10 protein-coding genes are annotated in these 13,462 nt (G+C 69.7%); all 10 read right to left on the bottom strand.

What is annotated here, in order from left to right:
- Positions 1-28 precede the first annotated feature (28 nt).
- A complete protein-coding gene (rpsG, locus tag KYT88_RS13625) occupies positions 29-499 on the bottom strand; it encodes a 30S ribosomal protein S7 (protein ID WP_012039311.1) in 471 nt (156 codons plus the stop codon).
- A complete protein-coding gene (gene rpsL / locus KYT88_RS13630) occupies positions 499-873 on the bottom strand; it encodes a 30S ribosomal protein S12 (RefSeq protein WP_012039312.1) in 375 nt (124 codons plus the stop codon). The genes rpsG and rpsL overlap by 1 nt, the downstream gene beginning before the upstream one ends.
- Positions 874-1,137: 264 nt before the next feature.
- Positions 1,138-1,563, bottom strand: a complete 426-nt coding sequence (locus tag KYT88_RS13635; RefSeq protein ID WP_237583683.1) for a DUF6121 family protein — start codon at positions 1,561-1,563, stop codon at positions 1,138-1,140.
- Positions 1,564-1,582: 19 nt separating this feature from the next.
- The gene (locus KYT88_RS13640; protein ID WP_043584330.1) at positions 1,583-2,581 is read right to left on the bottom strand and encodes a hypothetical protein; all 999 of its coding nucleotides are present in this window, start codon (positions 2,579-2,581) and stop codon (positions 1,583-1,585) included.
- Between the two features lie 73 nt (positions 2,582-2,654).
- Complete coding sequence (locus KYT88_RS13645; protein WP_043584331.1) at positions 2,655-3,494, bottom strand: amino acid ABC transporter ATP-binding protein; 840 nt, start codon at positions 3,492-3,494, stop codon at positions 2,655-2,657.
- Entirely contained in the window at positions 3,481-4,146 is a 666-nt protein-coding gene (locus tag KYT88_RS13650) for an amino acid ABC transporter permease (RefSeq protein WP_012039316.1), read from the bottom strand. The genes KYT88_RS13645 and KYT88_RS13650 overlap by 14 nt, the downstream gene beginning before the upstream one ends.
- A gap of 44 nt (positions 4,147-4,190) precedes the next feature.
- Positions 4,191-5,039 (bottom strand): amino acid ABC transporter substrate-binding protein, encoded by an 849-nt coding sequence (locus KYT88_RS13655; protein ID WP_043584333.1) that lies wholly within the window; start codon positions 5,037-5,039, stop codon positions 4,191-4,193.
- Positions 5,040-5,244: 205 nt separating this feature from the next.
- A complete protein-coding gene (locus KYT88_RS13660) occupies positions 5,245-5,730 on the bottom strand; it encodes a hypothetical protein (protein ID WP_237583843.1) in 486 nt (161 codons plus the stop codon).
- Positions 5,731-5,936: 206 nt separating this feature from the next.
- Positions 5,937-9,836 carry a DNA-directed RNA polymerase subunit beta' gene (locus tag KYT88_RS13665; protein WP_012039319.1) on the bottom strand — a complete coding sequence of 1,300 codons (3,900 nt, stop codon included), beginning with the start codon at positions 9,834-9,836 and terminating at the stop codon, positions 5,937-5,939.
- Positions 9,837-9,884: 48 nt separating this feature from the next.
- Complete coding sequence (gene rpoB / locus KYT88_RS13670; protein WP_015491202.1) at positions 9,885-13,373, bottom strand: DNA-directed RNA polymerase subunit beta; 3,489 nt, start codon at positions 13,371-13,373, stop codon at positions 9,885-9,887.
- Positions 13,374-13,462 lie beyond the last annotated feature (89 nt).

Genomic DNA, 13,462 nt, shown 5'->3' on the forward strand with positions numbered 1-13,462 from the left:
TGGTGGTGCTGTCGAACGAGGTGGACGACTACCAGCGGTAGTGCGCGAAGGCCTTGTTCGACTCGGCCATCTTGTGGGTGTCCTCGCGGCGCTTGACCGCGGCACCGAGGCCGTTCGACGCGTCGAGGATCTCGTTGGTGAGACGCTCGGTCATCGTCTTCTCGCGACGCGACTTGGCGTACGTCGTGAGCCAGCGGAGCGCGAGGGTGTTCGCGCGGTGCGGCTTGACCTCGATCGGCACCTGGTAGGTGGAGCCACCCACGCGGCGCGAGCGGACCTCCAGGGCCGGGCGGACGTTGTCGAGCGCCTTCTTCAGCGTGACGACGGCGTCCTGGCCGTTCTTCGCGGCGACGCCGGCGAGGGCGTCGTAGACGATCTTCTCGGCGAGGCCCTTCTTGCCGTCGAGCAGGATCTTGTTGACGAGCTGGCTGACGATCGGCGCACCGTAGACGGGATCTGCGACGACAGGGCGCTTGGGGGCGGGACCCTTGCGAGGCATTACTTCTTCTCCATCTTCGCGCCGTACCGGCTGCGAGCCTGCTTGCGGTTCTTCACGGCCTGGGTGTCGAGCGCGCCGCGGACGATCTTGTAGCGCACGCCGGGGAGGTCCTTCACGCGACCGCCGCGGACGAGGACCATGGAGTGCTCCTGCAGGTTGTGGCCCTCACCGGGGATGTAGGCCGTCACCTCCTGGCCGTTGCTGAGCTTGACGCGGGCGACCTTGCGCAGGGCCGAGTTCGGCTTCTTGGGCGTGGTCGTGTAGACGCGGGTGCAGACGCCGCGCTGCTGGGGGTTCGCCTTCAGGGCGGGCGCCTTGGTCTTGACGACCTTGGGCGTGCGGCCCTTGCGGACCAGCTGCTGGATGGTGGGCACTACGGGACTCCTCGATGCTGCACGGTGACAGCGGGTTGATGGTCAGCATTCGACGCCCGCGAGCGGGGATCGAGTTCAACTGGACCCGCGCGTCCGTCGCCCACGGGAGTGGGAGGCGCCGGCGGGTATGCCGTGGGGGCCGGCCGAATGGACGAACCCTGGTCGGTGCGCTCCTGGCCCGCTCGGCGCACCGACTTCACGGCACGACACGAGCGCACGCCTGAGCGCACACCCCCGCAACGATACAGTTCCGCGACTCGCCGGTCAAACGGTGGACGAGGGGCCGCGGGTGGCCAGCGCGACGGCGCCGAGGCCCAGCAGCGCCGAGATCCCCAGCACGGCGACGCCGAACGGATCCACGAGGTGGCGGACGGCGAACGCGAGGCTCGCGAACACGTCCGTCCCGCCCAGGAGGCGGAGCACGGCGCCGACGATCCCGTACGCGAGCCAGGCGCCGACGCCCCAGCCGATCACGGGCAGGACGGGAATTCGCCGTTCGCGGTCGGCCTCGCGCGTGGTGCGGATCAGGCCGACGGCGAAGACCAGCGTGGCGCTCACGACCATCACGGGTCCGAGGAGGACCCCGGCGTCGCGCTCGGGGATCACCTCGTCACCGCCGAGCAGGGCCACGAAGCCGAAGACGCACACGACGAGCGCGACGTGCATGACGGCGGCCAGGAGGGGGATCACTCCCCCAGCCTGACACGCGTCAGCGGTGGTCCGGCTGCTCCGCCAGCTTGCGGTCGTACTCGGCGCGGGCTTCGGCGTTCTTCGCCTTGACGCGGCGGCCACGCGCGCTGATGCCGGCGCCGAGCCACGTGACGAGCTCGCGGGCGAGGAAGCCCGCGAGGATCCCGTCGGGGAAGGTCACGGTGCGCTGGAGCAGGAGCGCCTGCTCCGACGGGGCGAGGTCCATGACGCCGCCCTGGAGGAGGCGCGTGCCGACGTACGCGGCGTAGACGAGGATCGCGACCGGCAGGCCCCCGAGGACGAACGCCCACCACTTGCCCCGGTTGACCAGGAGCGCGAGCAGGACGAAGAACACGAGGAACGCGATCGTGGGCACGTAGAAGACGGGCGACGCGATGTAGCGGCCGAAGACGTCGCCGAACGCGTCGGGGTTGCGCACCGAGGCGAGGAGCGCGGTGCCCAGCGAGTAGAGCAGGGCGAAGAGGATGGCGGCGACGATCGCGATGAGCACGCCGAAGCCGCGGTTGCCGCGCTTCTCCGGCGGGACGGGGGCCTGCACGTAGATGGGCTGCGACTGCGACTGGCGCGCGGTCTCCTCGTCGCGGGCGCGGCGGTCGCGCTCCTCGCGCTCGCGGGCGTCGGCCTCGCGAGCCTCACGCTCGCGGCGCTCCCGGTCCTCGACGTCGCGCTGGCGGGCCTCGGCCTCACGGGCCTCCGCCTCACGCGCCTCCGCCTCACGCGCCTCCGCCTCGCGGGCCTCGCGCTCGCGGTCGTCGCGCGCTCGGGCCTCCGCCACGCGGGCCTCGGACTCGCGTCGCTCGCGCTCGCGCGCGTCGTGGTCCTCGTCGACCGGGGCGGCGAACGCCGTCTGGTCGAAGGTCGAGGTGTCGGAGTCGGCGCCCCGGTCGGCGGGGCCGTCGTCGAAGGCGGCTGCGGCGCGCTCGTCCGGGGTGCGGGGATCCAGCGGCTGGTCGGCCTCGTCGGGCTGTCGGTGCGGGGCGGGCCTGTCGTCGGTCATGGCACGAACCTACCTCGGCGGCGCTCCGCTGCCCGGGCGGCGTGCCGGGGAGGGGCGAGATGGGAGCGAGCGGCTAGAAGGGCTCGAGGAGCCGCTGCAGGAAGCGGCGCGTGCGCTCCTCGGTCGGGTGCTGCAGGACCTCGGACGGGTGCCCGCGCTCGACCACCACGCCGCCGTCCATGAACACGACCTCGTCTGCCACCTGGCGGGCGAAGGCCAGCTCGTGCGTGACGATCACCATCGTCCACGCCTCGTCGGCGAGCTCCTTGATGACGCTGAGCACCTCGCCCACGAGCTCGGGGTCGAGGGCGGACGTCGGCTCGTCGAACAGGAGGATCTGCGGCCGGAGCGCCAGCGCGCGCACGATCCCCACGCGCTGCTGCTGCCCGCCGGACAGCTGGAACGGGTGCTGGTCCCGCTTGTCGGCGAGGCCGACGCGCGCGAGGAGCTCCTCAGCCTCCCGGGTCGCCTCGGCGACGGGTCGTCGCTGGACCTGCACGGGGCCCTCGATGACGTTCTCCAGGACGGTCTTGTGCGGGAACAGGTTGTACTGCTGGAAGACCATCGCCGAGCGGTCGCGCAGGGCGAGCAGCTCGCGGTGCCTCGGCTTCGCGGCGAAGTCGACGCGGAGGGGGCCGGTCGTGCGGGATCGGGAGTCGGCGTCGGCCGCGGCGACCTCGACGACGCCCTCCTCGGGCACCTCGAGGCCGTTGAGGGAGCGCAGGACCGTCGTCTTGCCGGATCCGCTCGGGCCGATGAGCGCGGTCACGCCGCCGCGGCGGACCTCGAGGTCGATGGAGCGGAGGACCTCGTTGTCGCCGAACGACTTGCGGAGGCCGCGGACGGTGAGGACGGGTTCGCCGGGCGTCCGGTGCGGGGCGGGCGCGGGATCGACGGGATCAGTGGGCGACATACCGGTCGAGCCTCCTCTCGAGTCGGGTCTGCGCGAACGACAGCACGAGGCAGACGAGCCAGTAGATCAGCGCCGCCTCGAGGTACAGCAGCATGTACTCGAAGGTGGACGACGCGATGAGCTGCGCCTGCTTGAAGAGCTCGGTCACGAGGATCACCGAGGCGAGGGACGTGTCCTTCACCAGGCTGATGAACGTGTTCGACAGCGGCGGCACGGACACGCGGGCGGCCTGCGGCACGATGATGCGGCGCAGCGTCAGGGCGCGGGACATGCCGATGGTGTGGCCGGCCTCCCACTGCCCGCGCGGCACCGAGAGGATCGACGCGCGGATGATCTCCGCCGCGTACCCGCCGACGTTCACCGACAGGGCGATGACCGCGCTCGGCCACGGCGGCAGGACCACGCCGATGGACGGCAGGCCGTAGAAGATCACGAAGAGCTGCACCAGGAGCGGGGTGCCGCGCACGACCGAGATGTAGAAGCGCGCGATGCCGGACACGAGCCGGTTGCCGTAGAGCCGCATGAGCGCGAGGCCCAGCGCGATGGCGAGGCCGAGGGCGAAGGTGACGAGGGCGAGCGGGATGGTGCCGCGGATCGTCTCGAGCGCGAGCGGCCCGAAGGACGACCAGAACAGGTCCCACTCCCTCGACATGCGATCCCCTCGTCTCGTCCTCGTCCGTCAGCGTACGCGGCGGACTACTGCGAGACGTCCGCGCCGAAGTACTTCTCGGAGATCGACGCGAGCGTGCCGTCGGCGCGCAGGTCGGCGAGGGCCTGGTCGACCGCGGTCACGAGGTCGTCGCTGCCCTTGCGGAAGACGAGCGCGCTGAGCGACGGGTCGTCGGTCTCCGCGGCGACCTCCAGGTCGGAGTCGCCCTGCTGCTTCTGGTAGTCGAGCAGCGTCAGGCGGTCGTTGATCGTCGCGTCGACGCGGCCCTGCTGGAGGAGCGTCACCGCCTGCGCGAAGCCCTCGACGGCCTCGACCTTGGCGCCGCTCTGGGTCGCGAGCTCGTTCCAGTTGCTCGTGAGCGACTGCGCGGTGGTCTTGCCGGCGAGGTCGGCGAACGAGCTGATGCCCGAGTCGGAGCCCTTGACGATGATCACGCCGGGCGAGACCGTGTACGGCTCGGAGAAGTCGTAGACCGTCTTGCGCTCGTCCGTGATGGAGATCTGGTTGGCGATGACGTCCCAGCGCCCGGCCTCGAGGCCCGCGAAGATGCCGTCGAACTGGGTCTCCTCGAAGACCGGCTTCACGCCGAGCTCGTCGGCGACGGCCGTCGCGACCTCGACGTCGTAGCCCGTGAGGGCGCCCGAGCCGGATCCCTCGTGGAAGGAGAAGGGCGAGTACGTGCCCTCGGTGCCGATGACGAGCTCGCCCTTGGCCTTGACGTCGGAGAGGCTCGTCGCGGCGGCGGGGGTGCCGGAGGTGCCGCCAGCGGATCCGGTGCCCGCGTCGCCCGAGGCGCAGCCCGCGAGGCCGAGGGCGGCCACGGCCAGGAGGCCGGTGAGGGCGAGGGAGGGACGGATGCGGGAGCGGAGCGTCATGGGGGTCCTTGCGGTCACGGCGGATCCCCGGTGCGGGATCGCCTCGTGCGGGTGCTGGTGCTTGTGCTGTGTTCGCGGTGATGCGGCGCCCGATGCCCGGAACCCGTCCGGGTGCGCCGACCGCCATGGTCTCAACGCCCTCGCCGTGTCGGTATTCCCGTGTCGCCGGATGACGGACGGCGTCCGCCGGCCGCGCGCGCCGTGCCTAGAAGAGCGGCTCGGGTTCGGTCCCGTCGCCGCCGTCGGGGACCGGCCCGATCTCTCCCTCGAGCTCCTGGAGGCGCAGGGCCACGACCCGGTCGAGTGCCTGGCGGATGACGGGCGCGAGCGGGGCGAGCTCACGAGCCATCGCGTCGTCCACGACCCGCTGGATGTCGTCCTCGCGCTCCCCGTAGTCGACGAACGCGGGCATGCCGAAGGGGTGGTCGCGGTAGAGGGGGCCTCGGGTCTCGCGGTAGAGGCGCTCCGCGGCATCGCGGGCCGCCTCGGCGCGTGCGGCCTCGAGCGCGGCGACGAGCGGGTGGATCGCCGTGTGGGGCGCGTCCCGCGGGATCGCCTCCTGATCCGTGAACGGCGATGCGTCGCAGGCCGGGCAGGATCCGGATCCGGACCCGCTGCCCGACGAGGTCGAGGTGTCCGTGGCGTGGCGGAGCGCGTGCGCCCGCCATGCCAGGACCACGTCCTCCAGCATCCGCACGACGCCTCCTCGGGTCCCCGGGCGTCGGCCGGCACCGGGTCCGCCCACTGTATCGCCGGGAGGGGGCCCGGTCCGGGAGCCCGGCGGTGCGGGACGGGGGCGCGCGGCCCGCGCCCCCGGAGACGAGACGCCCCCCTGGGACGAGGAAGGGCCCCGCCGGAGCGGGGCCCTTCTCATCGTGCGCTCACGCGCCGGCGGTCCTAGTTGTAGGTGCCGGGCGTGTAGTCGTCCGAGCTGAAGCTGTCGAAGTCGACGAAGCTCAGGTCGGACTCGTTGAACACCGACTCATCCGTGAAGATGCGGTTCGGGTAGCGCTCGGCCTTGGCCTCCTCCGTCGCGGTGACGGTGACGTCGCGGTACTTCGCGAGCCCCGTGCCGGCCGGGATCAGCTTGCCGATGATGACGTTCTCCTTGAGGCCCATCAGCGGGTCGGACTTGCCCTCCATGGCGGCCTGCGTGAGCACGCGGGTCGTCTCCTGGAAGGACGCGGCCGACAGCCACGACTCGGTCGCGAGCGAGGCCTTGGTGATTCCCATGACCTCCTGGCGGGCGGAGGCGGTCTTCTTGCCCTCCGTCAGCGTGGCGCGGTTGACCTCGTTGTAGCGGGCCCGGTCGACGAGCTCACCGGGGAGGAGGTCCGTGTCGCCGTGCTCGACGACCGTGACCTTGCGCAGCATCTGCCGCACGATGACCTCGATGTGCTTGTCGTGGATCGGGACGCCCTGCGAGCGGTAGACGCCCTGGACACCGCCCACGAGGTGCTTCTGCACCTCGCGCACGCCCTTGACCCGGAGGACCTCCTTCGGGTCGATGGCGCCGACGTGCAGCTGCTGCCCGAGCTCGACGTGCTGGCCGTCCTCGACGAGGAGGGTCGCGCGCTTGAGCACCGGGTAGATGTGCGGCTCGTCGCCGTTGTCCGGGGTCAGGATCACCTTGCGGCTGCGATCCGTGTCCTCGATCGTGATGCGACCGGCGGCCTCCGCGATGGGCGACGCACCCTTGGGGGTGCGGGCCTCGAAGAGCTCCTGCACGCGGGGCAGACCCTGCGTGATGTCGTCCGCCGATGCCACACCACCGGTGTGGAAGGTGCGCATCGTGAGCTGCGTGCCGGGCTCGCCGATCGACTGGGCCGCGATGATGCCGACAGCCTCGCCGATGTCGACGAGCTTGCCCGTGGCGAGCGAGCGGCCGTAGCAGGCCGCGCACACGCCGACGGCGGACTCGCACGTGAGGACCGAGCGCACCTTGATCTCGTGCACGCCGGCAGCGATCAGGTGGTCGATCATGACGTCGCCGACGTCGCTGCCCGCGGGGGCGACGACCTCGCCTGCCTCGTTGACCGCGTCAGCGGCCAGCGAGCGGGCGTACACCGAGTTCTCCACGTTGGAGTCGCGGACGGACGAGCCGTCAGCGCCCTTCGTGGCGATCGGCAGGTCGAGCCCACGGCCGGTGCCGCAGTCGTCCTCGCGGATGATGACGTCCTGCGACACGTCCACCAGACGACGGGTGAGGTACCCGGAGTCGGCGGTGCGCAGCGCGGTGTCGGCCAGTCCCTTGCGAGCACCGTGGGTGGAGATGAAGTACTCCGCCACCGTCAGGCCCTCGCGGTACGAGTGGACGATCGGGCGGGGGATGATCTCGCCCTTCGGGTTCGACACGAGGCCGCGCATGCCGGCGATCTGGCGGACCTGCATCCAGTTGCCTCGTGCCCCGGAGGACACCATGCGGTTGATGTTGTTGTCGGCGGGGAGGTTGTCCTCCATCGCCTTGGCGACCTCGGCGGTGGCCTTGTTCCAGATCTCGATGAGCTCCTGACGACGCTCGGCGTTCGTCGTGAGTCCCTTCTCGAACTGGCCCTGGACCTTGGCGGCCTGCTTCTCGTAGCCCGACAGGATGGCCGCCTTGGTGGGCGGGGTCAGCACGTCGGAGAGGGCGACCGTGACGCCGGAGCGCGTGGCCCAGTAGAAGCCCGCGTCCTTGATCCGGTCGAGCGCTGCCGCGACCTCGACCTTGGGGTACCGCTCCGCGAGGTCGTTGACGATCTCGGAGAGCTTGCCCTTGTCGGCGACGGCCTCGATGTAGGGGTAGTCGACCGGCAGGGTCTCGTTGAACAGCGCGCGACCGAGGGTGGTCTCGAGCAGCACGGGGCCGACGGTCTTGCCCTTCTCGTCGAGCTCGACGCCCTCGGGCGCCTCGCCCTCGCCGAAGTAGATGTCGTGCAGGCGGATGCGCACCTTGGCGTTGAGGTCCAGCGAGAGCTGGTCCTTCGCCAGGATGGCCTCGGCCACCGAGCTGAACGCGCGACCCTCACCGGCGACGCCCTCCTTGAGGGTGGTCAGGTGGTGCAGGCCGATGATCATGTCCTGCGTGGGCAGGGTGACCGGGCGTCCGTCCGACGGCTTGAGGATGTTGTTCGAGGCGAGCATCAGGATGCGCGCCTCGGCCTGGGCCTCGACCGACAGGGGCAGGTGGACGGCCATCTGGTCGCCGTCGAAGTCCGCGTTGAACGCGGCGCAGACGAGCGGGTGCAGCTGGATGGCCTTGCCCTCCACGAGCTGGGGCTCGAACGCCTGGATGCCCAGGCGGTGGAGCGTGGGCGCGCGGTTGAGCAGCACGGGGCGCTCGCGGATGATCTCCTCGAGCACGTCCCAGACCTGTCCGCGGCTGCGCTCGACCATGCGCTTGGCGGCCTTGATGTTCTGGGCGTGGCTCAGGTCGATCAGGCGCTTGATGACGAACGGCTTGAACAGCTCGAGCGCCATCTGCTTGGGCAGACCGCACTGGTGCAGCTTGAGCTGCGGCCCGACGATGATGACCGAGCGGCCCGAGTAGTCCACGCGCTTGCCGAGCAGGTTCTGGCGGAACCGGCCCTGCTTGCCCTTCAGCATGTCGCTGAGGGACTTGAGCGCGCGGTTGCCGGTGCCCGTGACGGGACGACCGCGGCGGCCGTTGTCGAACAGCGCGTCGACGGCCTCCTGCAGCATGCGCTTCTCGTTGTTGACGATGATCTCGGGGGCGCCGAGATCCAGCAGACGACGGAGGCGGTTGTTGCGGTTGATGACGCGGCGGTACAGGTCGTTCAGGTCGCTGGTCGCGAAGCGGCCGCCGTCGAGCTGCACCATCGGGCGCAGCTCCGGCGGGATGACCGGGACGACCTGCAGCACCATCGCGGCCGGCGAGTTGCCGGTGGCGAGGAAGGAGCTGACGACGCGCAGGCGCTTGATGGCGCGGATCTTCTTCTGTCCCTTGCCGGTGGCGATCTGCTCGCGGAGCAGCTCCCCCTCGGCCTCGAGGTCGAAGGCCTCCAGGCGCTTCTGGATCGCCTCGGCGCCCATGTGTGCCTCGAAGTAGATGCCGAAGCGGTCCTGCAGCTCGTGGAAGACGGCGTCCTCGGGCTTGAGCTCGCCGACCTTGAGGCTGCGGAACTCCTCCCAGACGCGCTCGAGACGGGAGATGTCCTCGTCGAACGCCTTGCGCGTCTGACCCATCTCCTTCTCGGCGCCGTCCTTCGCGCGGCGCTTCTGGTCGCTCTTGGCGCCCTCGGCCTCCAGCGCGGCCAGGTCGGTCTCGAGACGCCCGAGGCGCTCGGCGATCTGGCTGTCGCGCTGGTCCTGCAGGGTCTTGATCTCGAGCCGGAGCTCGTTCTCGAGGCCCGGCATGTCCTCGTGGCGAGCATCCTCGTCCACGCTGATCACCATGTAGGCGGCGAAGTAGATGACCTTCTCGAGGTCCTTCGGCGCCATGTCGAGCAGGTAGCCGAGGCGCGACGGGACGCCCTTGAAGTACCAGATGTGCGTGACGGGCGCGGCGAGCTCGATGTGGCCCATGCGCTCGCGGCGGACCGCGGACTTGGTGACCTCCACGCCGCAGCGCTCGCAGACGATGCCCTTGAAGCGCACCCGCTTGTACTTGCCGCAGGAGCACTCCCAGTCGCGGCTGGGCCCGAAGATCTGCTCTCCGAAGAGGCCGTCCTTCTCGGGCTTCAGCGTGCGGTAGTTGATGGTCTCGGGCTTCTTGACCTCACCGTGCGACCAGCGGCGGATGTCGTCGGCCGTGGCCAGGCCGATCCGCAGCTCATCGAAAGTTGTTACGTCGAGCAATTTTCCTTCTCTCCTTGGAAAGCTTCGAGTCGAAAGTCTTGAGCGGGCTTAGATGTCGTCGATGCTGGACGACTCGAAGCGGGTGGAGATGTTGATGCCGAGCTCCTCCGCCGCGCGGAAGACCTCGTCATCCGTGTCGCGCAGGCTGACCGCCTGGCCGTCGGCCGAGAGGACCTCGACGTTCAGGCAGAGGGACTGCATCTCCTTGATCAGGACCTTGAAGGACTCGGGGATACCCGGTTCCTGGATGTTCTCGCCCTTGACGATGGCCTCGTACACCTTCACGCGGCCGAGGATGTCGTCCGACTTGATGGTGAGGAGCTCCTGCAGCGCGTACGCGGCGCCGTAGGCCTCGAGCGCCCAGACCTCCATCTCGCCGAACCGCTGGCCGCCGAACTGGGCCTTACCGCCCAGGGGCTGCTGCGTGATCATCGAGTAGGGACCCGTCGAGCGCGCGTGGATCTTGTCGTCCACCAGGTGGTGCAGCTTCAGGATGTACATGTAGCCGACCGAGACGGGCTCCGGGAACGGCTCGCCGGAGCGGCCGTCGAACAGGCGCGTCTTGCCACTGGACCCGATGAGGCGGTCGCCGTCGCGGGTGACCGTCGTCGAGTCGAGCAGGCCGGCGATCTCCTCCTCGAGCGCTCCGTCGAACACCGGGGTGGCGACCTTCGTGCCGGCCGGGGCCTGGCGCGCGTGGTCCGGCAGGCGCTCGGCCCACTTCGGCTTGCCCTCGACCTCCCAGCCCTGCTTGGCGATCCACCCGAGGTGGGTCTCCAGGACCTGGCCGAAGTTCATGCGGCCGGGGATGCCGAGCGGGTTGAGGATGACGTCGACCGGGGTCCCGTCGGCGAGGAACGGCATGTCCTCGACCGGCAGGATCTTGGAGATGACGCCCTTGTTGCCGTGACGGCCGGCGAGCTTGTCGCCCTCGGTGATCTTGCGCTTCTGCGCGATGAACACCACGACGCGCTGGTTGACGCCCGAGCCGAGCTCGTCGTCGCCGTCCTGCGAGTCGAAGACCTTGACGCCGATGATCGTGCCCTGCTCGCCGTGGGGCACCTTCAGGGACGTGTCGCGGACCTCGCGGCTCTTCTCGTTGAAGATCGCGCGCAGCAGGCGCTCCTCGGCGCTGAGCTCGGTCTCGCCCTTCGGCGTCACCTTGCCCACGAGGATGTCGCCGGGGCGGACCTCGGCGCCGATGCGGATGATGCCGCGCTCGTCGAGGTCGGCGAGCAGCTCCGGGCTGACGTTGGGGAGGTCGCGGGTGATCTCCTCCTTGCCGAGCTTGGTGTCGCGCGCGTCGACCTCGTACTCCTCGATGTGGATGGAGGAGAGGGTGTCGTCCTTGACCAGGTTCTGGCTCAGGATGATCGCGTCCTCGAAGTTGTGGCCCTCCCACGGCATGAACGCGACGAGCAGGTTCTTGCCGAGCGCGAGCTCGCCGTTCTCCGTGGCGGGGCCGTCGGCGATGACCTCGCCGGCCTCGATGCGGTCGCCGGCCGAGACCAGGACGCGGTGGTTGTAGCTCGTGCCCTGGTTGGAGCGGTCGAACTTGCGCAGGTAGTAGGTCTGCGTGCCGCCCTCGTCGAGCTGGATGGTGACGACCTCGGCCGACACCTCCTGCACGACGCCCGAGGCGTCGGCGGTGAGGACGTCGCCGGCGTCGATGGCCGCGTAGCCCTCCATGCCGGTGCCGACGAGCGGGCTCTCGCTGCGCAGCAGCGGGACGGCCTGACGCTGCATGTTCGCGCCCATGAGGGCCCGGTTCGCGTCGTCGTGCTCGAGGAACGGGATGAGCGAGGTCGCGACCGACACCATCTGGCGCGGGGAGACGTCCATGTAGTGGACGTTCTCCTTCGCGACGAGCTCCACCTCACCGCCCTTGGGGCGGACGAGGACGCGGTCCTCCGCGAAGCGGAAGTCCTTCGTGAGGGGCGCGTTGGCCTGGGCGACGAGGAACTCGTCCTCCTCGCTGGCCGTGAGGTAGTCGATCGTGTCCGTGACCACGCCGTCGACGACGCGGCGGTACGGGGTCTCGATGAAGCCGAACGAGTTGATGCGGGCGAACGACGCGAGCGAGCCGATCAGGCCGATGTTCGGGCCTTCCGGGGTCTCGATCGGGCACATGCGGCCGTAGTGCGACGGGTGGACGTCGCGGACCTCGACGCCGGCGCGCTCACGGGACAGACCACCCGGGCCGAGCGCCGAGAGGCGGCGCTTGTGGGTGAGACCCGCGAGCGGGTTGTTCTGGTCCATGAACTGCGACAGCTGGCTCGTGCCGAAGAACTCCTTGATCGCCGCGACGACGGGGCGCACGTTGATCAGGGTCTGCGGCGTGATGGCCTCGATGTCCTGCGTGGTCATGCGCTCGCGGACGACGCGCTCCATGCGGGACAGGCCGGTGCGGACCTGGTTCTGGATGAGCTCGCCGACCGCGCGGATGCGGCGGTTGCCGAAGTGGTCGATGTCGTCCACGTCGAGGCGCAGCTCGACGGGCTTGCCGTCGCGCGTGCCGTTCATCTTCGTCTCGTTCGCGTGCAGCGAGACGAGGTACTTGATGGTCGCGAGGATGTCCTCGACCGTGAGCACCGAGTCGGTGAGCTGCTTGTCGATGCCGAGCTTGCGGTTGATCTTGTAGCGACCCACCTTCGCCAGGTCGTAGCGCTTCGGGTTGAAGTAGAAGTTGTCGAGCAGCGCGCGGGCGGCCTCGGCGGCGACCTGCTCGCCCGGACGGAGCTTGCGGTAGATGTCCTTGAGGGCCTCCTCCTTGGTGAGGATGGAGTCCTTCTCGAGCGTGAGCTCGATGGACGCGACGCCCTTGAACTCCTCGAGGATCTGCTCGCTGGTGAGGCCGAGAGCCTTCAGGAACACGGTGACCGACTGCTTGCGCTTGCGGTCGATGCGCACGCCGACCTGGTCGCGCTTGTCGATCTCGAACTCGAGCCAGGCGCCGCGGGACGGGATGACGCGGGCGGAGTAGATGTCCTTGTCGGAGGTCTTCTCCTGCTGGCGCTCGAAGTACACGCCGGGCGAGCGGACGAGCTGGGACACGACGACACGCTCGGTGCCGTTGATGATGAACGTGCCCTTCTCCGTCATGAGGGGGAAGTCGCCCATGAAGACCGTCTGGGTCTTGATCTCACCCGTGAGGTGGTTCATGAACTCGGCCTCGACGTAGAGAGGGGCGGAGTAGGTCTTCCCGCGCTCCTTGCACTCGTCGATGGAGTACTTCTGCTCCTCGAGGTACGGGTTCGTGAACCCGAGCTGCATGGTCTCGCCCAGGTCCTCGATGGGGGAGATCTCCTCGAAGATCTCCTCGAGGCCGGAGTTGAGCGCCAGGTCGGTGCGACCCTGCGCGGTGCCCTCCTCGACGCGCTTCTTCCACGCGTCCGAGCCGACGAGCCAGTCGAAGCTCTCGGTCTGCAGGGCGAGGAGGTCGGGGACGGTGAGGGTGTCAGTGATCTTCGCGAACGAGAGCCGCGATGCGTCGCGACCGTTCTGGGGAGTGGGAGTTGCGTTGCGCGCAGCAGCCAAGGAAATTACCTCCGTGGGCCCCGTCGGGCTCCGATGTCGTCGATACGCCGAGACCGACCCGGGACGTGACCCGTGCCGATCCTGATGGA

It is taken from the genome of Clavibacter sp. A6099, assembly GCF_021919125.1.
Classification (GTDB): domain Bacteria; phylum Actinomycetota; class Actinomycetes; order Actinomycetales; family Microbacteriaceae; genus Clavibacter; species Clavibacter seminis.

Excerpts from the sequence above, each read along its gene's own strand:
- rpsG (WP_012039311.1), bottom strand. The coding sequence starts at position 499 with ATGCCTCGCAAGGGTCCCGCCCCCAAGCGCCCTGTCGTCGCAGATCCC.
- KYT88_RS13640 (WP_043584330.1), bottom strand. The coding sequence starts at position 2,581 with ATGACCGACGACAGGCCCGCCCCGCACCGACAGCCCGACGAGGCCGAC.
- KYT88_RS13645 (WP_043584331.1), bottom strand. The coding sequence starts at position 3,494 with ATGTCGCCCACTGATCCCGTCGATCCCGCGCCCGCCCCGCACCGGACG.
- KYT88_RS13650 (WP_012039316.1), bottom strand. The coding sequence starts at position 4,146 with ATGTCGAGGGAGTGGGACCTGTTCTGGTCGTCCTTCGGGCCGCTCGCG.
- KYT88_RS13655 (WP_043584333.1), bottom strand. The coding sequence starts at position 5,039 with ATGACGCTCCGCTCCCGCATCCGTCCCTCCCTCGCCCTCACCGGCCTC.
- KYT88_RS13660 (WP_237583843.1), bottom strand. The coding sequence starts at position 5,730 with ATGCTGGAGGACGTGGTCCTGGCATGGCGGGCGCACGCGCTCCGCCAC.